This window comes from Leifsonia stereocauli (genome assembly GCF_038432415.1).
Lineage (GTDB): Bacteria > Actinomycetota > Actinomycetes > Actinomycetales > Microbacteriaceae > Orlajensenia > Orlajensenia stereocauli.
The window spans coordinates 126,867-151,590 of record NZ_JBCAUN010000003.1 but is presented as its reverse complement, the minus strand read 5'-3'; the positions used below and the strand labels follow the sequence as shown (position 1 = coordinate 151,590).

Sequence of the window (24,724 nt, the reverse complement as noted above, 5' to 3'; positions counted from 1 at the left end):
ATGCCGGTGACATCACGCCTTCACCGCACCGGCCGCGAGGTCCACCCGCCAGTAGCGCTGCAGCACGAGGAACAGCGCGATGAGCGGGATGATCGACAGCAGTGCGCCCGTGATCACCAGCGTGTAGAGCGCCGGCACCGTCGACCCCTGGTTGAGCAGGCCCGAGAGGCCGACGGTGATCGGGAACAGCTTGTCGTCGCCGAGCATGATGTACGGCAGCATGAAGTTGTTCCAGATGGCCACGAACTGGAACAGGAACACCGTGACGAGACCGGGGAGCATCATCGGCATCGCGAGGCGGTGCAGGATGAACAGCTCGCCGGCACCCTCGGTGCGGCCCGACTCGATGATCTCGGTCGGCACCGCGGCAGCCGCATAGATGCGCGCCAGGTAGATGCCGTACGGGCTGATGATCTGCGGCAGCAGTACGGCCCAGTAGGTGTTGGTCATACCCACCTGCGCGAGCATGAAGTACTGCGGGATCGCGAGGATCACGCCGGGCACGAGCACGCCCATGAGCAGCACCTTGAAGACGCCCGACTTGCCCGGGAAGGTGAATTTGGCCAGCGCGTAGCCCGAGAGCATCGACACGTAGGTCGAGAGGATGGCGCCCACCCCGGCGTAGAGCGCGGTGTTGAGCATCCAGCGCCAGTAGAGCCCGCCGCGGTACTCCGTGAGCTCCACGATGTTGTCCCACAGGTGGGTCGACGGCAGGAAGGTGAAGGTGCTGAACAGCTCGGAGCCGTCCTTGGTCGACGCGATCACGACCCAGAGAACGGGCGTGAGGCAGTACAGGGCACCGATGAGCAGCACCAGCGTCGTGCCGATCGACATCGGCGCCTTGGCACGCCGGGCGGCCGGCGACGAGGAAGACCGGCGAGACAGAGACGGCAGGCGCGGAGCATCCGTGGTCGAGGGAAGTCCGGAGTCGGAGCCCGAACCCGACGCAGCGGGGTTCACGGCGGGCATGTTCGTGGTGGCAGTCATGGATCAGTCCTCCTGACCGAAGGCGCGACGCTGAACGACGCGGAGGAAGAAGAACGAGATGGCGAAGGTGGCCAGGGCGATGATGATCGACGTTGCCGACGCCGTGTACACGTCGTCGCGGATGAAGGCATCGCGGTAGACGAGCATGAGCGGCGACCACGTGGTCGAGAGGCTGTTGGTGAGCGGGCGCAGCGTCATCGGCTCGGCGAAGACCTGCAGCGTGGCGATCATCGAGAACAGCGCGGTCATCACGAGCGCCGGCGCGATGATCGGGATCTTGATGCGCAGCGCGATCTGCACCTCGGATGCGCCGTCGATGGTGGCCGCCTCGTAGATCTCGCTCGGCACGGCCTTCAGCGACGTGTACATCACGATCATGTTGAAGCCGACGCCGCCCCAGAGCGCGATGTTGGCGATGGCGAAGATGACCAGGCCGGGCGACAGCATCGACGGGACGTCCCAGCCGAGCTGGTCGAAGATCCAGTAGAACGGGCTGACGCCGGGCAGGTAGAGGAAGCCCCAGAGCAGCGAGGAGATGACGGCCGGAACGGCGTAGGGGAGGAAGATCGAAACCCGCGAGAAGCCGCGAGCGCGAGTGCGGCGGGAGTCGAGCAGCAACGCGAACAGCAGCGCCAGGACGAGCATGGTCGGAACCAGGATGAGCCCGTAGAGGAGCACCCGGCCGACGGATGCCGCGAAGGCGGGGTCCGTCAGCGACGCGATGTAGTTGTCGAACCCGGCGAAGACCTGGGAGCGGGCGCCGGAGCCGAGGCCCAGTCCCTTCACGACGGTCTTCTGGAAGCTGAGGTAGAGCGTGTAGACGATGGGCGCCGCCATGAACACGACGAACAGCACGATGCCCGGCAGCAGCATCATGTAGGGCACGACCGCGCGCTTGCGGGCCGCCTTGCGCTTGGCCGGGCTGAGCGCCGCGGGTCGCTGCGAGGCCCGCCGTTGCCTGGCCGGTCTCTCGACTGTCGCTGTCATCAGGTTCTCCTGGAAGTGCTGTTCGCTGCGGCCGCGGCCTGCGGCCGGGCCGCAGTGAGCGGTGTGAAGGGTGGGCGGGGGTCCCATGGACTCGACCCCCGCCCGGTGGTGCTACTCGACGGTGAAGCCGCTGGCCTTCATGTCGTCGAAGGTGATGTCCTGCATCGCCGTGACGGCCTCGAGGAAGGCGCTGGCCTGCTTCGACTCCGCCGCCTTCGCGAACTCGTCGTTGTACGCGCTGTAGGCGACGTTGACGTTCGGTCCGTAGGTGAAGTCACCGACCGACTGGGCCGCCTCGGCCGCCACGTCGTAGAAATCGGGCTGGTTGCTGAAGAACGCAGGAGCCTCGGTGAGGGCGGATGCCGCTGCATCCGTCGCCGCCGGGTAGATGCCGGTCTCCGTGACGAGAGCCTTGACGGCCTCGGGGTCGGTGTTCAGCCAGGTGGCGAACTCGACCGCGGCTTCGGCGTGCTCCGACTGCGTGGTGACGGCGGTCGAGGATCCACCCCAGTTGCCGTTGGACGGGCTGGACGCGTCCCAGTTCGGGAGCGGCGCCGCCTTCCACTTGCCGGCGGTGTCTGCTGCGCTGCCCGAGAGCACACCGGGACCCCAGACGGCGCCGGTCCAGCCGACCTGCGTACCGTCGTTGAGTCCGGCGTTCCACTCGGGGGTGTACATCGGCTTGTTGTCGATCACGCCCTCCTCGACGAGTCCGCCCCAGTACTCGGCGACCTTCTGCGTGGGCTCGGCGTCGATGTCGACGCCCCAGGCGTCCCCGTCGATGCTCCACCACGAGGCTCCGGCCTGCTGCGAGAGGCCGGTGAACCAGCCGGCGTCGTTCGCGGAGAACGTGCCGAGGAACTTGGTGGGGTCTGCGGCGTGGATCGTGCGGGCGGCATCCGCGTACTCGTCCCACGTGGTGGGAACGCTCACGCCGAGCTCCTGGAAGATGTCGTCGCGGTAGAAGAACATCATGGGGCCGGTGTCCTGCGGGATGGCGTACACGGCGTCGCTGCCGAGGGTGACCGAGTTCCACACGCCGTCGGGGAACGTGGAGGAGAGGTCCGCCGCGCCGTCGCCCGCGATGTCGGCGATGGCGTCGGCCGAGACGAGCGTGGGGATCTTCTGGTACTCGGCCTGGATCAGGTCGGGGGCACCGCTGCCGGCCTTGATGGCCGTGAGGAGCTTGGTGATGGCCGGGTCGCCGCCGTCCTGCTTGGCGACGGTGACCTGGATGTTCGGGTTCGCCTTGTTCCAGATGTCGACCACCTTGTCGAGGTTGGGCGCCCAGGCCCAGTAGGTGAGTTCCACCTTCTCGTCCGATGATCCGCCGTCGCTGCCGGAATCGGCTGTCGCCGTGCATCCCGTCATGATGAGCGCTGCTGCGGCGGCTGTTGCTATGGCGCCGATGCGAAGTCGAGCTCGCATTTCGTCCTCCTTGTCGAAAGCTGTGTTGTGCAGGTTTGTGGCACCACCGCTCTCGCTGAGAAGAACGCCGCTGTGCCTGTGAGCGATCCCAGTAACGCACAGACTGATTGCGTTGTCAACACGATTGCGCCCCGCTTTTGCTTGTGTTTGCTTGTGTGCTAGAACTGGGAACGCACACAGTCAAAGGAGATCGCCCCATGTCGACCCAGCACACGGGAAGCCCGCTCGCGGCACCTGTCCAGCACGCGTTCGACGTGACGGATGCGGTGACTACTGCGGTGACGGATGCCGGAACCCCCGTCGACTCCTCTCCTGCGGCATCCGCTCGCTCCGGCTGGATCCCGGGTACCGCGCAGCTCCGCTTCGGCGGCGACTACAACCCCGAGCAGTGGCCGCGCGAAACCTGGCTCGAGGACATCGAGCTGATGCGCGAGGCAGGCGTCAACCTGGTGAGCGTCGGCATCTTCTCGTGGGCGCTTCTCGAACCGCGCGAGGGCGAGTACGACTTCAGCTTCCTCGACGAGGTGCTCGACCTCCTCGCCGGCGCAGGCATCGACGTCGACCTCGGCACTCCCACGACCGTGCCACCGGCCTGGTTCTGGAAGAGGTACCCGCACTCCCGCCCGGTGACGCGGGAGGGCGTGACCCTCGGCTTCGGTTCGCGCGGTCTCGTCAGCCCGTCGTCGCCCGAGTACCGTGCGGCATCCGTCGCCATCGCCTCGGCCCTCGCCGAGCGTTACGGCCAGCATCCCGCGGTCGTGCTCTGGCACGTGCACAACGAGTACGGCGCCCCGATCGGCGAGAGCTACGACGATTACTCGGTACTCGGCTTCAGGCGCTGGCTGCAGGACCGCTACGGATCGCTCGAGCAGCTGAACGCGGCCTGGGGCACGTCGTTCTGGGGCCAGCGCTACGGCGAGTGGGACGAGATCGACGCCCCGCGGCAGTCGGCCTCGATCACGAACCCGGCCCAGCGCCTCGATTTCAAGCGGTTCTCGTCGGATGCGCTGCTCGCCTGCTACATCGGCGAGCGCGACGCCATCCGCGCTCACGCACCCCAGCCCATCACGACGAACTTCATGGCGACGAACTGCCCCTCGGTCGACTACTGGGCGTGGGCGCGCGAGGTCGACATCGTCTCGAACGACCACTACCTGACCGCCGAGCGCGACGACAACCATGTGATGCTGGCGATGGACGCCGACTTCACCCGCTCCCTCGCCGGTGGCAAGCCGTGGATCCTCATGGAGCACTCGACCTCTGCGGTCAACTGGCAGCCGCGCAACATCGCCAAGCGCTCGGGTGAGCTCGCTCGCAACTCGCTGTCGCACGTCGCCCGAGGCTCGGATGCCGTGCTGTTCTTCCAGTTCCGGGCCAGCCGCTTCGGCGCCGAGAAGTTCCACTCGGCGATGCTTCCCCACGCCGGAACGTCATCGCGCACCTGGCGCGAGGTCGTGTCGCTCGGGGCGCTGCTGGGTGCCTCCTCGGAGTTGCGCGGGTCGCGGGTGGAGGCATCCGTCGCCATCATCTGGAGCACGGAATCGTTCTGGGCCCAGGACCTGGAGTGGCGGCCCTCGGTCGACCTCGCCCACCGCGAGCGCGTCGAGGCCTTCTACACAGCACTCTGGAACCTCGGCGTGACCGTCGACTTCGTGCACCCCTCTGCCGACCTCTCGGGATACTCCACGGTCTTCGCGCCATCGCTCTACCTGCTCGACGACGAGGGCGCGGCGAACCTGCGCGGCTATGTCGCCGCGGGCGGAACCCTCGCCGTGTCGTACTTCTCGGGCATCGTGTCATCGAACGACGACGTGCCGGCCGGCTCCTACCCGGGCCAGCTGCGCGAAGTGCTCGGGCTGTCGATCGAGGAGTTCCTGCCGCTCAAGTCGGGCGATCGGGTCGAGTTGTCCGCGGCGACGGATGCCGCTGCTTCGGGCACGGGCGCCGACGGCGCCGCCTGGTGCGGCTCGGTCTGGAGTGACGCCATCGTGCTCGAGGGCGCGACCGCAGTGACGAGCTACGTCGACGGTCCGGCTGCCGGCCAGCCGGCCGTCACGGTCAACGACCTGGGCGACGGATCGGCCTGGTACCTCTCGACGCGCCTCGACGGGGCCGACCTCGAGGACTTCGTCTCCGATGTACTCACCTCAGCAGGTGCCTCGGTCGCCCGTCCGGCGGCCGGCCTCGAGCGGGTCACCCGGGTCGCCGACGACGGCACGCGCTTCACCATCGTGATCAACCACGCTGATGGTGCCGCATCCGTCGGCGTCACGGGAACCGACATCGCCACGGGCGAGCCTGTCGCCACTGACGCGGTTGTGGCGGGTGGAGCTGTGCGCATCGTCAGGGAGACCGCGCACTAAACGTGCTTCGGGCGGTTACCCGAGTCCCCGCTCGCTGAGGCCCCGACGAAGTCGGCGGTCGAAGCGCGCTATTTCACCACGTCGTACACGGCCTTGATGATCCCGTTCTCGTAGGCCGCCTGCTCCACGAGCTGCAGTCTCGCGAACTGCGCACCGGCGTCGTCGGCGAACAGCCGCTTGCCGGCGCCCAGCAGCACCGGGAACACGAGCAGGTGGTACCGGTCGACGAGCCCGGCCGCCGCCAGGCTCTGCGCCAGCGTCGCGCTTCCGTGCACGATGATCGGAGCACCATCGCCCTCCTTGAGGGCCGCCACGTCGTCGAGCGACCGCACGATCGACGTGTTGTTCCACGTCGGCTGCTCGGTCAACGTGGTCGATACCACGTACTTGGGCATCGCGTTGTACTGGGCGAAGTCGTCGACCATGCTCGGCCACACCGGCGCGAACTCCTCGTAGCTCACGCGGCCCATGAGCATCGCCCCGGCCTCGAGCTGCTCGGTGCCCTTGATCTCGTAGGCCTCCGCCACGAACGGCACCTCCTTGAAGGTCCAGCCGGCGCGGGGGTGCGAGCCGCCACCGGGGGAGTCGACGACTCCGTCGAGGGAGATGAATTCGGTGACGATGAGCGTGCGCATGAGGGTTCCCTGTCGTTCGGATGCATGAGGCGGAGCATCCGTCTCATCATGGCGTCGAACGGGTCGGCGCGTTATCGACAGAATCCGCGAGATCGCATGCAGAGACCTCGCGGAGGCCGGCTGCGGATGCTGCGCGCGAGTACACCATCGCGACGCTCTCGTCGCAGGATCTGCGGATTCCTGTCACCCGTTTGTGGGACATCGACCTTCTTGGCTCCACACCCTTGCAGCCTGCGATGAAGCGGTGGAATCATCGCGACTCATACGCCGGAGTCCACCGGCGCGCACTCCTACTACGACGTCAGGATAGAAATGCGCAGATTGAGAACCATCGCAGTGACATCGACCATCGCACTCGCCCTCACGGCGCTGGCAGCCGTTCCGGCGAGCGCGGTCACGTCCGAGACCGGTGAGGTGACGGGCGAGCAGGAGTTCGTCGTCCTCTTCGCCGAGGGCACCTCCAAGGCCGACGCCGCAGCCGCAGTGACAGCGGCCGGCGGAACCATCGTCTCCGAGAACACCGACGTGGGCGTCGCAACAGTGCGCACGACCGATGCCGACTTCGCGACGGATGCCGCAGCCCAGGGAGTCATCGAGGGAACGGCCCAGAACCGCGTCATCGCCGACGTGCCTGAAGCGCGCTCGGCATCGGGCGACGCGAAGAAGGTCGACGAGGCCGAGGCCGAGGTGCGCGCCACTGCCGGCAACGCCACGGCACCGAAGGCCGCGGCCGCCAAGAAGGGCGCGGCCGCGGTGGAACCTCTTGCATCGCTGCAGTGGGACATGAAGCAGATCGGTGCGACGTCCGACGGCTCCTACAAGTACGAGAAGGGCAGCAAGAAGGTGCTCGTGGGCATCCTCGACACCGGCGTCGATGGAGCGCATCCTGACATCGCTCCGAACTTCGACGCGAAGCGCAGCCGCAACTTCACCGTCGACATCCCCGTCGACGCCAACGGAGCCTCGATCGACGGGCCGTGCGAGGAGGAGCCCGACCTGTCGTGCACCGACCCGTCCAACGTCGATGAGAACGGCCACGGAACCCACGTCGCATCCACCATCGGCTCGCCCATCAACGGCATCGGCATCGCCGGCGTCGCTCCGAACGTGTCGCTGGTGAACCTGCGCGCCGGACAGGACTCGGGATACTTCTTCCTGCAGCCGTCGCTCGACGCCCTCACCTACGCCGGCAAGATCGGCGTCGACGTCGTCAACATGAGCTACTACGTCGACCCGTGGCTGTTCAACTGCACGAACAACTCGGCGGACTCCCCCGCCGACCAGCAGGAGCAGCGCACCATCATCACCGCCATGCAGCGCGCGCTCGACTTCGCCCGCCTCCGCGGCGTGACGTTGATCGCGGCGGCCGGCAACGGTGCCACCGACTACACCAAGGCGATGACGGATGCCGGCAGCCCCGACTTCGCCGACGTTCCCGGCGAGGTCGCCTACACCCGTGACCTCCTCGACCCCGCGAGCTGCATCTCGATGCCGTCCGAGGGCAAGGGCGTCGTCGCGGTCAGCAGCACCGGCCAGACGAAGCGCAAGGCGTACTACTCCGACTACGGCAACGGCTACGTCGATGTCGCGGCTCCCGGTGGCGACGTCTACGACACCCCTGCAGGCACGCGCGATTACGCGGGTGGAATCCTGGCGGCCTACCCCGCGGCACTCGCCGCGTCCGAGGGTGCCATCGATGACGCCGGCAACGTGGTCGTCCCGTGGGCAGTGAAGAGCTGTGATGCCGCCGGCACCACCTGCGGGTACTACCAGTACCTGCAGGGCACCTCGATGGCGTCGCCGCACGCCGTCGGAGTCGCCGCGCTCATCGTGAGCAAGTACGGCCTGCCCGACATCATCCGGGGCGGAAAGTACCTGCCCGCCCAGCTGGTGGAGGCGCGGCTCAAGCAGAGCGCCGTCGCCACGGCCTGCCCGGTTCCGGCTGCGTTCACGTACACGCGCACGTTGGTCTCGGGTGCCGTCGTGACCGACACCCACACCTGCGAGGGCACGAAGGCGAAGAACGGGTTCTACGGATCCGGCATCGTCAACGCGCTGCGGGCTGTGGGGCACTGACAGCGCTGACTCCCTGAGTCAGCCGTGACGGATGCGGGGTCGGCCTTCGGGTCGGCCCCGCTTCGTTGTTTCAGTCCGGATGCGCCTCGAGCCAGATCTTCGCGATCTTGGCCGGCGCCACCGCGAACCACGCCTCGACGACGAGCTCCTCGAGTCGGCGCCGCGGAATGCGGTCGAGCCACACCAGGATCGCCGGGAAGTCCACGAAGTGCGGCGTGGTGAAGAACACATCGGCGTCCTCCTCCAGCAACGCGAGCTTCGTCGCCTCGTCCTCGACGCGCGCCCCGAGCACGGGCTCGGCCTGCTCGTCGAGCCCCAGGTGCACGAGTTCCTTCCTGCGGAGCGGTCGCTCCCACACGAAGCCCTTGTCGTGGACGCGCCAGTGCGCGCTGCCCCAGCTCACGGCCTCGGTCGTGTCGGGCAGCTCGAGCGCGAGCCGTCGCACCTCGTCCCAGTCGGCCATGCCGCCACGCTACGCCCGGACAGCAGCTGCTGTCACCAGTCAGAATCCCTCGCGATTGGCCGCCACGTCCCACTGGAACACCGAGGCCGGAGCCAGTGATCCATCAGGCAACTGCCGGCTGTACTCGAAGCTCAGAGCGCCGTAGTCGAGGCCGACACTCTCGACGAAGGCATCGTCGGCCGCTGTGCCGTCGGCGAGCACAGACGACACCGTCACGTTCTTGAACCGCAAGACGACGTACTGCGCTGGGCTCTCACCGGGGCGCCGGACGGCGAAGACGGCATCGGGAATGTGCTTCCCGGTCGCACAGGCGAGCAGCAGGCCGGCGGATGCCGCATCGACGTGATGCGTGAAGTGGAAGTCCTGCAGCGTGACCTTGCCAGCGCGACCGGCACCGCCGCCGCCACCTCCGAATCCGCCGCCACCCGAATTCGATGCGCCCCAACTCCACGAGAGCACATCGATCTCGTCGACGTGCTCGACGTCGGCGCTCTCGCCGGTGATGCCGGTCAGCTGCAGGAACATGGGACTGGTCATGGGGACGCTCCTTCTGGCAGGTGCAGGTGCGTCGGGTGGCGCATCGCGAGACCATCCCACGCCCGCGGGGCTGCAGCGCGCAAGGGTGCAGGCCCGCTTCATCAGCCGCTCGGTGAGGCCCGGACGGAGTCCGCGGCCGAAGCGCCCGACCGCGCCCGAACTTCATCCGCTTCGGGCGGTCGCTCCGCTCGGCCCTCAGCGAGCGGGGGGTGGGCGAGTGGGCGGCTCAGCCAGCCTTGCCCTCGAGGTAGCGCCGCTCGGCGGCGTTGAGCGCGAGCAGCGCCGCCGTCGCGAACTCGGCGCGGGCGGCATCCGTGGCCCCCGACAGCTCCAGGAGATGACCTCGCACGGCGTGCACGCGAAAGTGCCCGGCCAGTGCCGGCTCGAGCGCGACGGTCTCGAGCTCGCGCAGCCCGACGTCCGCGCCCCACACCATCGCCATCGCCACCACCCAGTTGAGCTCCACCATCGGGCCCGGGGCCATGCGGCGCAGCAGTTCGTAGACGCCCAAGATCTCGGGCCAGTCGGTCTCGGCCGTCGACGGCGCCTCGTCGTGCACGGCGGCGATGGCGGCCTGCAGTTGGTATGGCCCCGCCGGCGCGGACTCGAGCACGCCCGTCACCAACGCGACGCCCTCGTCGATGAGCGCGCGATCCCAGAGCGCGCGATCCTGTTCTGCCAGGGGCACGAGGGTGCCGGGCCCGCCGTCGACGTCGAAGCGGATACGCGCTGAGCGACGACATTCCGTCAGCAGCATGAGCGCCAGCAGCCCGGCCACCTCACCACGCCATGGTGCAGTCGCAGGCGTCGCCTCCTGCAGCTGCCGCGCGAGCCGGATCGCCTCGGACGACAGGTCGACGCGAGTCAGCGACTCCCCGCCGGTCGCCGTATGCCCCTCGGTGAATACGAGGTAGAGCACGGCGCAGACCGCGGCGACGCGGTCGCCCAGCTCGTCGTCCGCCGGCATCCGGAACTCCGAGCCGCTCGCGCGGATCCGCGCCTTCGCCCGCGAGATGCGCTGCCCGACCGTCGCCTCGGGCACGAGCAGTCCGCGCGCGATCTCGGCCGTCGTGAGGCCGCCGACGGCGCGCAGTGTCAGCGCGACCTGGGCCGGCAATGGAAGGGCCGGGTGGCAGCAGAGCAGGAACAGCGTGAGCGAGTCGTCGCGCGACGGCACGGCATCGGGAGCTGCATCGAGGTCGAACACCGTCTCCTCGCGACGGCGCCTGGCCACCTCGCTGCGCACCTGCTCGACGTAGCGGCGATGGGCCACAGTCACGAGCCAGGCCCGCGGGTTCTCGGGTGGATCGGTCCGCCATTGAACGGATGCCGCGAGCAGCGCCTCCTGCATCGCGTCCTCGCTCGCCTCGAAGTCGCGGGTGCGACGCACGAGGATCGCGAGGGCGGCGGGGGCGGTGGCCCGCAGCATCCGTTCGACGTCGGTCATCAGCTGGACGCGCCGTCAGAGCTCCATGCCGGCGTTGGCCATGACCGGATGCACAGACACCATGCCGCCCTGCGCCTCCGGCAGGCGCCCGGCGATCTCGACCGCGCGGTCGAGCGAGGCGACGTCGACGATGTAGTAGCCGCCGAACCACTCCTTGGCCTCGATGAACGGGCCATCGCTGGCGACGGGGCCGTCGGCGCCGACGCTCACGACACGCGCGGTCTCGGGGGCTGCAAGCTGCTCGGCGTCGACGAGCTCGCCTGATTCCTGCAGGTCGGCGAACAGCTTCTCGTAGAGGGCCATGCCCTCGGCCTGCTGCTCCGGCGTGAACGAGGCGAAGGCGCCGGCCCACTCGGGATTGCTCTTGATGAGGATGAGGTACTTCACGATCCACTCCTTGCACTGAGGTTCGGGAGGCCGGATGGCGTTCCCATCAGTATGTCGATGCCGGGTGCGGGATCTCGACAGTTCTGCCCAGCGCGCTTCGGACGGTCGCTCCGCTCGGTCCTCAGCGAACGGAGGACCGGGGCCTGCCCCTAGAAGCGCGCCCCGCCCCGGGTCTATAGTCGGCTGCAGATCAGTTGTCAGCTCCCGCCCCTTCGCGTCAGTTGGCTGCACCCCGAACGAACTGAATTCTCGCGATGCCCGCTGTGTTCGGGCGTCCTCCGCCCGCGCGTCGAGCCTCCACCCCGCCCGATCGTTCGCCCGGAGCCGATACGCCTGCACCGCTGCGGGCGCACGCACACCAGGAAGCCAGGCGTCACGGCACGCACGCCGCCACGAAGCGCCCGCACCGCACAGTGGGACACGATGACCGACATCGGAACCGGATTCCTCAACGGAATCGAAGCCTTCGCCAATTCCCGCCTCGGCGAGATGAGCGGCACGTCGTTCAAGGACACGGTGCCGTTCCTCGAGTCCATCGTCACGTTCGGCGTCGTCGGCGACGTCAAGCCGACCTTCGAGAAGCTCAAGGCCGACATCAAGGCCGCCGTCGCCCTCGTCGAGCCGATCGCGAAGGCGATCAAGAAGCAGACCGACCTCATCGCCAAGATGGTGAAGGAGTCGGCCGACGACATCGACAAGGACGACTTCAACGTCGACACGGCGTCCCGCGTCGCCGTGCGCATCGGCATGGCACTCGCCGCCATGGACGAGGCGTTCAACATCGTCGCCAAAGAGCTCGCCAAGAAGGCCGACGGCACAGTCGACGAGACCATTCGTTCAGGCCTGATGGACCTCTGGAATCCGTGGGCGCAGCCGTTCAAGGATCTGGGCGCCGGCTCCGGAAAACTGCTCGACAGCTTCGGCTCGACTGTGCTCGGCGTACAGGGCCTCACCAAGAAACTCGGCGATGTTCTCGCGCTCGACCGCACCGGCGGCAAGTTCCTGCTCGCAGCCAAGCTGCAGAACCTCGGCCCCGTCACGCTGGGCGCCATGACGCTCGACAAGGTCTCGTTCGAGGCGTTCCTGCAGTTCAGCGACCGCGAGATCGCTAATCCGACCGCCGAGGAGAAGACGAGCCTGCTCGAGCGTGACGGCAAGTGGTTCATCGGCGACGTCGCCATTCTCGGCCTGCGGATGCAGACCATGCTCGAGCCGGGGCTCACGAAGGATCCGCTGCTCTCCAAGGTCATGCCGGGCTCGCAGGAGCCGAAGACCACGACTCTCACCACCATCTCGGTCGACAGCGGGCAGGGCGTCTACCTCGGGGATGGCCGCGGCAACGAGCGCGCTGTGCTGCCCGTGCGGTTCTCCTTCCCCGGCGTCGAACTGCGCGAGGTGGCGTTCGGGCTGAGACGCAATGAGACCCGCGAGGTGACAGGGTTCGAGCTCACCACCTCGATCGCCGCCAAGCTCGGCGATGCCGTCGGCCTGCAGATCGTGGGCACCGGCTTCATCGTCGCGCTGAACGGCGATGTCGAGCAGCAGGCCATCTTCGACATCCCGGTCTCGCCGCGCTGGCCCGATGCGATCGGGTTGCGGGTGAAGGCCGGACCTGTCACCGGCGGCGGTTTCATCCAGCGCGTCGAGCGCACATACAAGGTCGACGGCCAGGACGTGAAACGGGTCGAGTTCGGCGGGGTGGTGCAGCTGCAGATCCTCAAGTTCGGGGTGTCGGCCATCGTCATCCTGTCGCCGGACCCGTTCTCGCTCGTCCTCGTCATCGGCGTCCGCTTCCCCGTGGCCATCGACCTCAGCATGGGCTTCACGCTGAACGGCATCGGCGGCATCCTCGCCATCAACCGTGGTCTCGACCTCGAAGCCCTGCGGTCGGGCATGAAGGAGCACATCCTCGACAAGATGCTGTTCCCCGACAACCCCGTCGCCGAGGCGCCGAAGCTGCTCGACAAGGTGGCGAACGTGTTCCCGCCGAAGGACGGCGGCTTCGTCTTCGGTCCGATCGTCGAGCTCGGTTGGGGCTCGCAGGCGAAGTTCGTCGAGATGAAGCTCGGCGTCGTGCTGGCCCTACCCGATCCGATGATCGTCATCCTCGGTTCGCTGCGGGTGCGGGTGCCCACGAAGGAGGCGCCGATCACCGACATCCGCGCCGACGTGTTCATCGCCATCACGCCCGACTACCTGCTGCTGTTCGCCAGCATGCGCGACTCCACCGTCGCCGGCATCAAGATCTCGGGCGACCTCGGGCTCTACATCCAGTGGTCGGGCAGCGGCGCGTTCGAGTTCTCCGTCGGCGGCTTCCACCCCGAGTACGAGAAGCTCACCGGCGGCAAGCCGAAGCTCGGCGACATGGACCGCGTCACCATCGACCTGTCGCCGTCGAAGGCGATCAGCTTCGTCATCAAGGCCTACTTCGCCATCACGGCAGGCTCGGTCATGCTCGGCGTCGACGGCCGCCTGAACGCCGACTTCGCCGTCATCTCGGCGAAGGCCTGGCTCACGCTCGACATGATCTTCATCTGGGCGCCGCGGTTCGCGTTCAAGATCACGATCGAGGTGGGCGTCGAGGTCGAGCTGTTCGGCTGCACCCTCTGCTCCATCGTGTTCCGCGGCTCCCTCGAGGGCACCAAGCCCTTCCGCCTGGCCGGCCACATCAAGGTCGACGTCTGGTTCCTGCCCACCTTCGACGAGGATCTCGGCCCCGTCGAGTGGGGCGAGAAGCCCGCCCCGATCCTGACGAAGGTGGACGCGCTCCAGATCGCGGCGAAGGCGATGAACGAGGACGACGCCTGGAAGGTGCAACTGCCGGATCATGCCGCGCAGCTCGTCACCCTCGCCGAGGTCGACGACATCGACGGACGCATCGCGCATCCGCTGGCCGGCGTCGAGGTCTCGCAGACCCAGGTGCCGTTCGGGGTCAAGATCGCCCGCATCGGCTCGGCTCCGGTCACGGCCGACATGGTGACCATCGGCACACCGACATCGACCCCGGACTCGGGCCTCGTCGGCGCCGTGAGCGAGCTCAAGACGGCGTTCGCCCCCGGCCAGTTCTTCGAGCTCGAGGGTGAGGGCCTGCTCGCCCGCTCCGGCTTCGAGGACATGACCGGCGGATGCCGCATCGCCGCCGCCACGACACCGAAGGTCGGCACGGCCACGCCCGCGACGGTCGCATACGAGACCTACGTGCGCAATCCGGACGAGCCCGACTCGCTCATCGAGTTCGCCGGCAAGTTCGGCGTCTACGCCAGCTCCTACGCCACGAAGACCAACGTGGGGCGGGCCGTGGCCGACGTCGGCAATCCGTACTCCCAACCGAAGCCGCCGAATGCCGGCGTCACGGTCGCCGACAAGGGCACCTCGATCATCGCGGATGCCGTCACCGGCGCCGCCCTGGTCGCCGGCCTCGGCGAACTCACCGCCACGCAGGCCGCCCTCGTCACTGCGGCCGTCAACTCCGAGAGCGCCGCATCTGCGACGCGCCTGATCGTGAAGGGGTGACCTGATGGCCGACCTTGATGCCATCGCCGCGAGCGTCGTCTCGCCCCTCACCACCACGGCGACCAACGTCGTGCGCGACGCCTTCGTGCTGGCGCTCGAGCCCGAGGACGAGTTCGACGTGAGCGCCGTCGCGATCGAGTCGCTCGAGTTCGCGTCGTCGGCCGTCGGAGGCCTGTCCTCGGCCGCGAGCACACCGGCGGCAGGCACGGTGCGCTCGACCTCGCGAGTGGAGGTGCCGCTGGCCGACAGCGCCGGAGGAGCGGCATCCGCGGGTCTCTCGGTGACGTTGTACGGGCCGGGAGACGTGCGCGGAATCGACCCGGCGCAGATCGTGCGGCGCTTTCCGGCGCCGGGGGCCCAGACGGCTGAGGAGACCGTGCTCGCACACATCGAGTTCGATCGCCCCGAGCTGCCGTGGGCGTTCAGTGCGACGAAGCAGGCCGCCGTCATGCGTCCCTGGCTCACCCTCGTCGTGCTGGAGCGCTCCACAGTCATCCGCGAGCCGGCGACCAGCGCCCTGCTCCCGGTGTTCCAGGTTCCGTTGGCCCAGCTGCCCGTCCTCACGCACGCCGATCTCTGGGCGCACGCGCAGGCGCCGGCCACCTCCACCGGGCAGGACCTGAGCGCGCGCCTCTCGCCGGCGCATGCTCAGGTCAACCTCTCACGGGTGATCTCCCCGCGCATCCTCAAGGAGAACACCGACTACATCGCCGCCCTCGTTCCGACGACCGACGTCGGGGTGCGCGGCGGACTCGGCCTGACCGGCGGCACCCTCGAGCCGGCCTGGACCACGTCGTCGCCGGATCCCATGCGCCTGCCCGTCTACGACAGCTGGGAGTTCCGCACCGGTCCCAACGGCGACTTCAGGTCGCTCGCCCTGGAGCTGCAGGGTGTCGCGGCCCCCTACGAGGTCGGACGCAAGTTCATCGACACCTCGCAGCCCGGAAAGCCGCTGCGCGCTCTCGGGGCCGACGAGGTGGGGCGCAAGCAGGTGCTGCGCTGTGCGCTGTTCTCGCCCAGCCTGCCGAAGACCCCCGAGCAGCAGGTGGCCGAGACCGCGGTCTGGCCCGACGCCATGATCGACGAGCTGCACGCGGAGCTCGACCTCCCCGCAGCCATCGAGGGCACGCAGGAGCAGACCGACGGTGTGCCGGACCTGCCCATCATCGGGCCGCGCATCTACGCCAAGCTGCATCGCGGGAGCGCCGTCATCGAGGGTTCGGACTGGTTCGCCGAGCTCAACCTCGCCCCGGTGAAGCGCATCGTGGGCGGGCTCGGCACCCGCGTCGTGCAGCGCGACCAGGAGCGCCTCATGCAGTCGGCGTGGGCGCAGCTCGGCGAGGTAGAGTCAGCCAACCGCGCCATCCGTCTGGCCCAGCTCGCCGAGCTCCTCGCCACCAGGCTGCACAGCAGGCTCGGCGAGCTGCAGACCGGGCACCTGCTGCAGGTGGCGTCGCCACTCGCCACGCGCATCTCGGTCAGCGCGGGCAGCACGCTCTTCGCCGACGTGACCCTGAGCGCCACGCCCGTCGCGGCCACGACCGGCGCGTTCCGACGAGTCACCCGGCCGGCCGGTCCGATGATCCGGCGAACGGATGCCGCCTCCCAGGAGCGTGCGGGCAACGTCGTGGGCACCGAGGCGACCCTGCGTGACTTCACCAGGGTGTACTCGAACCCCGAGGGCATCGGAAGGCTCACCTCCGACGTCGTGGCCCACCTCGACCTCCAGCTCGTGAGCGCAGCCATCGGTACGCCCGTCGATGCCGTCGGCGGACTGCTGAAGCGGGCGAATGCCCAGGTCGAAGGGCAGGGCGGCTTCGCCACCTACCTCACGGAGCCGAGCCGATGGAAGGCAGCCGACGCGAGCTTCGACCTCGGCGCGGCCGTGGCGACCCGGTGGACCGAGAAGCTGCTGCGCTCGTCGACGATTCCCGCCGTCGAGTCGATCCGCGCCCAGCGCGTCGGCCCTCTCGCCGCCGAGCTGTCGCTGTCGAAGGCGACGAGTTCCAGCCCGTTGCGCGAGCAGCTGAAGGGCACGGCCGTGAAGCTGAACGACAGGGTGCTCGTCGACCTCGGCGTCGTCGACGTGCGGCCCGGCGGGCCTGTGGTCGATGGCCCGGTGATCGATGGCCCGGTCATCGATGGTCCCGTGATCGACGGCCCCATCATCCGCGGCCCCGTCATCGACGGCCCGATCATCCGCGGACCCGTCGTGGATGGCCCCGTCATCCGCGGCCCCGTCGTGTCGCCGCTCAATCCGCGCATCCCGCTCACCCGTCGATCCCCCATCGGCGGAGCCGTCGGCCGCCTGCCTCAGGGCGGCGCCGGTGCCGCGGTGCGCATCCCCGTCGGCGGCGGGGTGCTCGCCGGGGGCGGCGCCGGAGGCGGTGTCCTCGGAGGAGGCGCCCTGGGAGCCCGCCGCATCCCCGTCGAGGGTCACGTTCTCGTCGGGGGCCGCGGCCTGCGGGTCATCGACGTGCAGCACCTCAAGAAGCTCGGCGACACCCGCGACGCCGCCGAACTCGACGCCGGGCTGGCGCAGTTCGCCGACCTCGCCGAGGTGAAGCTCACCCCCACCCTCGATCGCATCGACCAGTTGCCGTTCGACGTGCTGCGCGCTGAGATGACCACACTCATCGACCCCGGCGCCCTGCTCACGATCGACACCGTTCCCCATCGCGATGCCCTGGCCGTGGCATCCGCTGCCATCACGACGGCGATCGATCCGCGGCACACTGTGCGCTCCTCCCTCGCGGGGCGGCTGCACCTCAGCGCCGGTCTCGCCGAGCGGTGGGTCGCCCAGCCGCGCATCGCGCCGATCATGGCGGCGCCCCGCTTCGACCGGCCGATGTACCGCGCGCTCGAGGAGTACGACCGCGACTGGCTCGTTCCGGGGCTCGGCCTGCTGCCGGCAGACGACTTCGTCACCGTGCTCTCGACCAACCGCGAGTTCATGGCAGCCTTCTTCGTCGGCCTCAGCGACGAGATGGGGCGTGAGCTGCTCTGGCGGGGCTACCCGACCGATCAGCGCGGCACCTACTTCCATCGCTTCTGGAATCCCGCCGCCGACGAGCTCCCGAAGCCCATCCACCTGTTCCCGAAGAAGCCACTGGTCGACCAGGTCTCGCTCGGCGGCAGCGGCGGCAAGGACTGCGCCGTCATCGTCGTGAAGAGCGAACTCGTGCGGCGCTTCCCCGACCTCATCATCCAGGCCGTCGAGAACCAGGGCACCGTGCGCGACCCGATCTTCGAGAAGGTCGACTCGCCCCAGAAGACCGCCCGCATCCTGTTCTCCGAGGTGCTCGACCCCGACATCGCGCTCGTGGGCGTCGACCTCAGCGTCGACGAACTCGACGGCGAGAAGTGGTGGATCACCATCGCCGAGCACCCGAGCGCCACCCGCTTCAAGCGGCCCCCCGACACCGATCTGCCTGCAGCGCAGAAGCACCTGACCGATACATCACCCCATTCCGCCGCCTACGCCGAAGACCACCTGCACCGCCCTGTGCGGGTCGCGTTCCAGGCGACCGACCTCATCGTGAGAGAGGCGTAGACCATGCCCGTCGAGACCCCCGACGACCTCGCCAGGGTGCGCGAGAGCATCGCCACCCTGACCGAGAAGCGCCGCACGCTCCTCCGCAAGCCGGCCGATCGCGGCCTGCGCGGCGACATCCTGAAGCTCGACGACGACCTGCGCGAGATCATCGGCGGCCTCCGCGATCGACTCGACCCGTGCGACGCCTCACCCGAGGTGCCTCTCGTGCTGCTGCCCGTGCGCATCGAGAGCAAGCTCGCGCCCGGAACCTCGACCCTGCGGGTGCGCATCTCGCCCGACGAGGCGCACATCGACAGCCTGCTGCGGTCGGTGACGGATGCGGAGGTCGCCGCGGGCCAGGCCTACTGGCGCGCTGTCTGGGTCGACGCAGCCGACCCCGCTGCGTGGTCGGCGCTCACCGAGGCCGTCGGTGCCCGCCGTGCAGGCTGGGTGGCCGAGGTGACGACCCCGACGAACCTCGCGACGCGCGGTCAGGGCGACCCGACCTTCCCCGACTCTCCCGATGAGGTCGCCCACGGCACCGTGGCTCGCTGCCTGCCCGACCAGTTCGTGGTCCGCGTGTTCCCGAGCGGCGGGGCGCCCATCACGGTGACGGGGTCGCCCGTCGCCCCCGACGTTCCGCTCTCGCCCATAGCCTTCGGCGACGACGAGCTGAGCGAGGTGGCCGGCCTGAACGTTCCCGTCGGCTCGGAGTGGACCGTCGACTTCACCGCGGCGGTGAGGGCCGGTCTGGGCGTGGAGGTGCCGCTGCCTGGAGGCACGACGCTCATAGACAGCATCGTGGTGGTCGGCACGCGCAACTCGGTATCGGAGGAGGCCAACGCGGCCGACTTCGTCGAACTGCTCACCAGCCACAGGTTCAGCGACGGCGTCTCACTGCTCGCCGCCGGGACGGCCACGAACAATGCGGATGCCGAGCGATCGCCGTACCGCCCGGCGGCGAGCGCCGGCGCCCCATCGCTGGAGCCGCGCACACCGTCACGGGACGCGACGCGTCTCGCGGCGGCACTCGGCCTCGACGCGGCATCCGTCGAGCATCTCCTCGACCCCAATGACCCTGTCTCCACCCAGGACCAGGCGGAGGAGGCCGCCAACACCGCCCTCTGGTTCGCCACCTGGGATGGGGTGCTCGAACGCCTCGACGACCTCGCCATCCCGGCCGTCACCCCGAGCAGCATCGAGTCGGCCAGACGCCTGCACCGCGATCACGTGCGCGGGGCGGGCCCGGCCCCCACCCTGCGCATCGGCGCCCAGCCCTACGGCGTGCTTCCGGTCACGGATCTCGACGCCTGGAGCCCGCGGTCCAGTGAGATCACGGCGCACCTCGTGCCGCTCATCCGCCGAACGCTGGCGCGCTGGGCGAGCCGGGCACCCGCCGTACCCCACGTGCGCCCGGGCGACCAGCTCAGCGACCAGGACCTGCTCGACATGATGGGCACCAGCCCCGTGGCCACGGGCGTGCGGGCGAGGCCCGCCGTCGACGGCCCCCAGCTCGCCTCCTTCGCAGCGGCGACTGGAGCCGACCCCTCCCAACTGCTCGCCGAGGCGCACCTGCGCACGGCCATGCTGGCGCAGTTCTCGGTCGATGCCGCCAAGATCCTGCAGACGCCGGCGCCGCACGACGACTCCCGCACCATCGGCCTGCCGCTGGTGTCCGACCGCGACGCCGAGGTCGTGGCCGAGATCCTCGCAGGCACCACCCCGAAGGTCGACAGCGTGCTGCAGGCCCTGCTCGACATCGCGTGGGACAGCGCCAAGCGGCTGCGCTTCCGGGCGACGCCGCAGGAATTCGTGGGGCCGCTGCTCGAGTTCGTGCAGCTCGACCCCGACATCGCCGCGATGGTGAGATCGGCGGCATCCGCCGACGCCGCCGTCGACGATACGGCCCCCTCTCGCTTCTTCGCCGCAGCCGACACGGTGGCCGCCGTGCAGCACTTCGAGGGTCAGCCCGGGGAGCGCGTGAGCATCTCCGCCCTCGAACCGGTCGCCGAAGCCCGCACCTCGCTCGCGCAGGTCGCCCTCGACCTCGGCGACACCGCCCAGGCGAAGTGGCTGGGCGGCAGCGCCATCACCGAACTGCTCTACGCCTTCGGCGTGGGCGGCGAGGTGCGGGCAGCCATGATCGCCCTCGCGGCGGCTCCGCTCGACGAGCGCCGCATCGCCGTCGCCCATGCGCTCGATCTCGCATCGCACCGAGTGGACGCCTGGGCGACGGGCCTGGCGACAGCGCGCCGGGCCACGCTCGCGGCATCAGCCCCCGTCGGCATGACCATCGGGGCGTTCGGCTACGTCGAGCAGATCAGGCTGGGGGCGACCCGCCGCGATCCCGACGGCTGGATCCACGCGCCGAGCAGCTCGCACGCCGTCGCCGCCGGCGTTCTCGCGAGCGCGCACCGTTCCAACATCGGCGCGAAGCCCGGCGCCCAGCCGTTCGCGATCGACCTGTCGAGCCGTCGCGGCGTCGAACTGCGCCGCGTTCTCGAGGGGGTGCAGGCCGGCCAGTCGATCGGCGCCCTGCTCGGTTACCAGATCGAGCGCGGCCTCGCCGGAACGTCGGCAGCCCGCTTCCAGCTGAGCCTGCGGCAGATCGCGCCCGAGGCCACAGACCAGCTCGGAAACGACGAGGCCCAGGAGGTCGCGGCCGCGCGGGTAGCCGGCGGCGACGTCGTCGACGGCGCCGAACTGCTGCGGCTGTTCCCGCTCGACTCCCTCGCCGGTGCGAACCCGCCGCTGCGCACCCGCCTCTCCCGCAAGCCCGACAACGCCTTCATCGAGACCTGGGATCCAGTGTCGGACGCCGAGTGGAACCTCGTGCTCGCCGCACTGCGCGGCGCAGCCGCCACCCTCGACGCCGTCTCGGACGCCCTGCTCAGCGAGAGCGTGCTGCAGTACTCGTCGGGCAACCCGTCGCGTGCCTCCGCGGCGATGGACGCCATGGCCAGCGGCGCCGCCGTCGACCCGGACCTCGGCGTTCTGAGCGTGCGCCAGACCGGCCGCATCCTCACGCACGGCGTGTTCGCGGTCATCCCGGTCGGAGCGACGGGCTGGGCGACCCCGAGCCCCCGCCCTCGGGCTCTCGCCGAGCCCCGCCTTGAGGCGTGGGCGGCCAGGCGTCTCGGTGACCCGGCCGACATCGCGGTGACGGATGCCGCAGGCAACAAGCACACCCTCGCCGAGGCCGGCTGGGCCGCCCTCGACCTGGTCTTCACCGACGACGCGGCATCCCTCGACCGCGAACTGCGCGCCGCCATCCCGGCGATGGCCGACTCCCCGCTCGCCGACGAGCTGCTGCACGCTGTCGCCCTCGCCGGCAGCCTCCGTTCCCTCGCGGCCGGCGGCACTCCGCTCGGCCCCGACTCCCTCGTGCGAACCGGCGTCACCCCCCAACGCCGGTTCGACACGGCCGAACTGCAGGGTCGCTGCGACGCGGTGCTCGACGCCCTCGCCGCCGTGCTCGCCTCGGGCCAGGCCGTGATCGCCGCCGTCGATCCGGACACCCTGGCGGTGGAAGAGGACGACGTGGCCGGCGTCGTCGCCGCAGTGCGCGGCCTCGCGGCCTTCGGAATTCCCCTGGTTCCGGATGCCGCCATCCCGTCGAACGTGGCCTGGGCCGTCGGCGCCTGGCAGGCTGCATCCGCTCGCCTCGAACAGGCCCGGGCGACTCTGGCCGCCCTCCGCGACCCGGCCCGTGACCCTGCTGCGACTGAAGGCGAGATCGTCGACGCCTGCCGCGCGGTGGCCGAGGGCATCCTCGGCGACGGCTTCCTGCTGCTGCCGCTGCTGGCCAAGCCGGACGGCACCGACTCGTTCTCGGAGGCCGTCACGAAGCCGGCCATGAAGAAGCAGCCGGCTCGGGCCCAGCTCAACGCCTTCGTCCGTGATCACGCGACTGTGCAGGCCGGCGTCGGGCGGCTGGCCGAGGCGCAGCTTCTCGGCGGCGCGCTCGGCACGCCGATCCCGCTGCGCGTCGTGCAGCTGACCGAGCGCGACGAGGCCACGGGCGACCCCGCGGCCGGCACCGACCGCTGGCTGGCCGGATCCCTGCCCAACGACGTGCCATGGCCTGCGGCATCCGCGAGTCATCTCGTCGTCGAGATCGTGGGCGATGACGATTCCGTGGCAGGAGCCTTCGCCGGCCTCGCCATCGACGGTTGGGCCGAGACGCTGCCGTACCAGCCCGACCCGCGCGCGTTCGACCCGGCGGCGCCGGACAATCCGCTGCGGGCGGCGCGGGCCACCACCGGCCTCGCCGTGCACGCCAACCAGGCCTCGGCGCGGGCGCCGCAGGTGCTGCTCTCGGCCGTGTCACCTGACGGCAGGCGCTGGACGACGGACTCGGTCGTGGCGACGGTACTCGAGGCGATCGACCTCGCGAAGGCCAGACTGGTGACCTACGAGCACACCCCGGGCGACGCGGCCATCCTGCCTGCGATCTACGTGGCGAGCCCGTGGCTGCAGATCCGCAAGGGACTCCAGTTCACCGAACTGGCCAAGGTGAAATGGTCCGGGGATGCCATCCCGTTCCTCTCGGAGGTGAAGTGATGGCCGTGAACATCCCCATCGACATGATGGTGAACGCCGTGACCGACCAGAACGTGGCGGCGATAGTGAAGCTGCTGCAGGTGGCCGACCCGCCCGCCATGGTGCGCCTCGAGCCCGACTCGATCACCGGCGACCCGGCACCGGGCTCCGAGGCGCGCATCGGCGACGCCGCCTGGATGCTCGGCAGGCAGTGGCAGTTCGGCGAGCTCACCGGCGAGGATGCCGGCTCGGTCGTGTCGGTGCACGTGGCGTCGAGCGCGCTGCCGATCACGGCGTGGGCGCCGCTCGTGGGGGCCGCGGCCTCCTCGTCCGATCTGGCGGGGGTCGAGTGGCGGCCCTGGCGCGAGGGGGCACTGCTCGAGGAACTCGTGCAGGACGTCCCCGAGCTGGCCTTCGGCGACGGGCTGCGGCAACGCGCCGAGGCCGGCGCCCAGCTCGTCGACCTGCTGACGGATGCCGGGGAGAAGACGCTGGCGCGCTCGCTCGCCGGGCGGCATCCGCTCGCCCTCGATGACGACCCCAACGATCCGCTGGGCCTCAACGACCCCCAGGCCGCGCGCCTGTTCGCGGTGCTGGGAGGAGCCGTGCCCGACGGAGGCTCGCTCGCGACCGAGCTGCGCGCGGGCGACCCCGCCTGGATCGGGGAGGCGACGGATGCCGCTGCCACCCGCGCCGTGATCGCCGAGTGGCTCGACTGGCTGGGCGGCGCACCGGACTCGGGCGGAGCGTGGTCGACTGAGCGGCTCGAGTACAGCTTCGCGCTGCGCTTCGGCGATGAGGCCGACGCCGTGTTCGCTCGCGGCACCCAGTTCGGCTCGGCGTCGGTGCGCTGGAGCGACCTCGAGTGGGTGGAGGGTGCGAGCGGCGCGCTGCCCGAGGAGGCGGCGGCGGGAGCTCCGGTGGCCAGCGAGGCCACCATGCTCGCCACCCCGCTGCGATTCCCGGGCATGCCGGCAGACCGCTACTGGCAGCTGGAGGACGGTGCCGTCGACATCGGCGCCATCGAGGCGCAGACCAACGACCTCGCCAGACTCTGTCTGGCCGAGTTCGCACTGTCGTCGGGCGACGACTGGCTCGCCGTGCCCGTCGACGGCCTGCTGGGAGCTGTCAACAGGGTGGGCGTCGTCACCCTCACCGACGACTTCGGCGACGCCGTGACGGTGCCTGAACTCGTCGACCCGGCATTCACGATGTTCGGGGTGGCATCGGCCGCCGGGCGGATGCTTCCCGGCATCGTGCTGCCTCCCACCGCTGTCGGCACCCTCGTGGGCGAGGCCCTCGAGGACGTGCTCTTCCTCCGCGACGAGATGGCGAACATGGCGTGGGCCATCGAGAACTCCGTGCAGGGTCGCAGCGGCGATCCGAGGCGACGCTCGAGCGAGCGGGCTCCGGAGCCGGATCCATGGCCGACCGGCCTCACTCAGGAGGAGCGGGCCTACAGGCTGCAGTCGCCGGTGCCTGCCCACTGGATTCCGCTGGCCCCGGTGGCCCTGAAGCCCGGGCAGGTGTCGCTGCGCAAGGCCGCCCTGCTGCGCGATGGCGTTCCCGTGGTGCCGAGCGGCGTCACGCTGAATCCGACGCCGCTGACCTTCCCAGGCGAGGAGCTGCCCCGGGAGGGTGTGCACCTGCGGGCGGTTCCGGTGCTGGCGCGACGGGCCGACGGCCGGTACGCGAAGTGGGCGGCATACAGGGTGCGCACGGGCCGGGGCGAGGCCTCCAGCCGGCTCGCGTGGGACTCGGCCCTGTCGTTCACCGACATGACGCATCCGCCGACGGCCTAGGCGATGACCGCTCGCTGAGGCC

General features: G+C 69.7%; 14 protein-coding genes. 6 read left to right on the top strand and 8 right to left on the bottom strand.

What is annotated here, in order from left to right; all coding sequences use genetic code 11:
- Nucleotides 1-12: 12 nt before the first annotated feature.
- The 3 genes from AADV74_RS14825 to AADV74_RS14815 form a co-directional block, all read right to left on the bottom strand.
- On the bottom strand, nucleotides 13-834 hold the full coding sequence (locus tag AADV74_RS14825; protein WP_342116380.1) for a carbohydrate ABC transporter permease: 822 nt from the start codon (nucleotides 832-834) through the stop codon (nucleotides 13-15).
- A gap of 156 nt (nucleotides 835-990) precedes the next feature.
- The gene (locus AADV74_RS14820; RefSeq protein ID WP_425287311.1) at nucleotides 991-1,974 is read right to left on the bottom strand and encodes a carbohydrate ABC transporter permease; all 984 of its coding nucleotides are present in this window, start codon (nucleotides 1,972-1,974) and stop codon (nucleotides 991-993) included.
- Between the two features lie 111 nt (nucleotides 1,975-2,085).
- The gene (locus tag AADV74_RS14815; RefSeq protein ID WP_342115470.1) at nucleotides 2,086-3,402 is read right to left on the bottom strand and encodes an ABC transporter substrate-binding protein; all 1,317 of its coding nucleotides are present in this window, start codon (nucleotides 3,400-3,402) and stop codon (nucleotides 2,086-2,088) included.
- Nucleotides 3,403-3,599: 197 nt separating this feature from the next.
- Here AADV74_RS14815 and AADV74_RS14810 point away from each other — a divergent pair, with 197 nt between their 5' ends.
- Entirely contained in the window at nucleotides 3,600-5,765 is a 2,166-nt protein-coding gene (locus AADV74_RS14810) for a beta-galactosidase (RefSeq protein WP_342115466.1), read from the top strand.
- Between the two features lie 68 nt (nucleotides 5,766-5,833).
- On the opposite strand, the gene AADV74_RS14805 is transcribed toward AADV74_RS14810, so the two are convergent.
- Nucleotides 5,834-6,400 carry a dihydrofolate reductase family protein gene (locus AADV74_RS14805; RefSeq protein WP_342115464.1) on the bottom strand — a complete coding sequence of 189 codons (567 nt, stop codon included), beginning with the start codon at nucleotides 6,398-6,400 and terminating at the stop codon, nucleotides 5,834-5,836.
- Nucleotides 6,401-6,721: 321 nt separating this feature from the next.
- Between AADV74_RS14805 and AADV74_RS14800 the strand changes: the two genes are divergently transcribed.
- Nucleotides 6,722-8,476 (top strand): S8 family peptidase, encoded by a 1,755-nt coding sequence (locus AADV74_RS14800; RefSeq protein WP_342115462.1) that lies wholly within the window; start codon nucleotides 6,722-6,724, stop codon nucleotides 8,474-8,476.
- Nucleotides 8,477-8,546: 70 nt separating this feature from the next.
- On the opposite strand, the gene AADV74_RS14795 is transcribed toward AADV74_RS14800, so the two are convergent.
- The 4 genes from AADV74_RS14795 to AADV74_RS14780 form a co-directional block, all read right to left on the bottom strand.
- Nucleotides 8,547-8,939, bottom strand: a complete 393-nt coding sequence (locus tag AADV74_RS14795) for an MmcQ/YjbR family DNA-binding protein (RefSeq protein ID WP_342115460.1) — start codon at nucleotides 8,937-8,939, stop codon at nucleotides 8,547-8,549.
- 39 nt (nucleotides 8,940-8,978) lie between these two features.
- Nucleotides 8,979-9,476, bottom strand: a complete 498-nt coding sequence (locus AADV74_RS14790; protein ID WP_342115458.1) for an Hcp family type VI secretion system effector — start codon at nucleotides 9,474-9,476, stop codon at nucleotides 8,979-8,981.
- 226 nt (nucleotides 9,477-9,702) lie between these two features.
- On the bottom strand, nucleotides 9,703-10,923 hold the full coding sequence (locus AADV74_RS14785; RefSeq protein ID WP_342115456.1) for an RNA polymerase sigma factor: 1,221 nt from the start codon (nucleotides 10,921-10,923) through the stop codon (nucleotides 9,703-9,705).
- 15 nt (nucleotides 10,924-10,938) lie between these two features.
- Complete coding sequence (locus AADV74_RS14780) at nucleotides 10,939-11,310, bottom strand: YciI family protein (RefSeq protein ID WP_342115454.1); 372 nt, start codon at nucleotides 11,308-11,310, stop codon at nucleotides 10,939-10,941.
- A 423-nt stretch (nucleotides 11,311-11,733) separates the two neighbouring features.
- On the opposite strand from AADV74_RS14780, the gene AADV74_RS14775 reads away from it, so the two are divergent.
- From AADV74_RS14775 to AADV74_RS14760, 4 genes are read left to right on the top strand one after another with little or no spacing between them, the layout of a single operon-like run.
- Nucleotides 11,734-14,823, top strand: coding sequence for a DUF6603 domain-containing protein (locus AADV74_RS14775; RefSeq protein WP_342115451.1), 3,090 nt, complete (start codon nucleotides 11,734-11,736; stop codon nucleotides 14,821-14,823).
- Between the two features lie 4 nt (nucleotides 14,824-14,827).
- Entirely contained in the window at nucleotides 14,828-18,376 is a 3,549-nt protein-coding gene (locus tag AADV74_RS14770; RefSeq protein ID WP_342115449.1) for a hypothetical protein, read from the top strand.
- A 3-nt stretch (nucleotides 18,377-18,379) separates the two neighbouring features.
- Nucleotides 18,380-22,921, top strand: coding sequence for a hypothetical protein (locus tag AADV74_RS14765; protein WP_342115447.1), 4,542 nt, complete (start codon nucleotides 18,380-18,382; stop codon nucleotides 22,919-22,921).
- Entirely contained in the window at nucleotides 22,921-24,702 is a 1,782-nt protein-coding gene (locus AADV74_RS14760) for a hypothetical protein (RefSeq protein WP_342115444.1), read from the top strand. Before AADV74_RS14765 ends, AADV74_RS14760 begins: the two co-directional genes overlap by 1 nt.
- Nucleotides 24,703-24,724 lie beyond the last annotated feature (22 nt).

Bases quoted from the DNA above. Each gene is read 5' to 3' on its own strand.
- AADV74_RS14785 (WP_342115456.1), bottom strand. From the start codon at position 10,923: ATGACCGACGTCGAACGGATGCTGCGGGCCACCGCCCCCGCCGCCCTC.
- AADV74_RS14765 (WP_342115447.1), top strand. From the start codon at position 18,380: ATGCCCGTCGAGACCCCCGACGACCTCGCCAGGGTGCGCGAGAGCATC.
- AADV74_RS14815 (WP_342115470.1), bottom strand. From the start codon at position 3,402: ATGCGAGCTCGACTTCGCATCGGCGCCATAGCAACAGCCGCCGCAGCA.
- AADV74_RS14810 (WP_342115466.1), top strand. From the start codon at position 3,600: ATGTCGACCCAGCACACGGGAAGCCCGCTCGCGGCACCTGTCCAGCAC.
- AADV74_RS14805 (WP_342115464.1), bottom strand. From the start codon at position 6,400: ATGCGCACGCTCATCGTCACCGAATTCATCTCCCTCGACGGAGTCGTC.
- AADV74_RS14760 (WP_342115444.1), top strand. From the start codon at position 22,921: ATGGCCGTGAACATCCCCATCGACATGATGGTGAACGCCGTGACCGAC.
- AADV74_RS14775 (WP_342115451.1), top strand. From the start codon at position 11,734: ATGACCGACATCGGAACCGGATTCCTCAACGGAATCGAAGCCTTCGCC.
- AADV74_RS14820 (WP_425287311.1), bottom strand. From the start codon at position 1,974: ATGACAGCGACAGTCGAGAGACCGGCCAGGCAACGGCGGGCCTCGCAG.
- AADV74_RS14790 (WP_342115458.1), bottom strand. From the start codon at position 9,476: ATGACCAGTCCCATGTTCCTGCAGCTGACCGGCATCACCGGCGAGAGC.
- AADV74_RS14770 (WP_342115449.1), top strand. From the start codon at position 14,828: ATGGCCGACCTTGATGCCATCGCCGCGAGCGTCGTCTCGCCCCTCACC.
- AADV74_RS14825 (WP_342116380.1), bottom strand. From the start codon at position 834: ATGTCGATCGGCACGACGCTGGTGCTGCTCATCGGTGCCCTGTACTGC.
- AADV74_RS14795 (WP_342115460.1), bottom strand. From the start codon at position 8,939: ATGGCCGACTGGGACGAGGTGCGACGGCTCGCGCTCGAGCTGCCCGAC.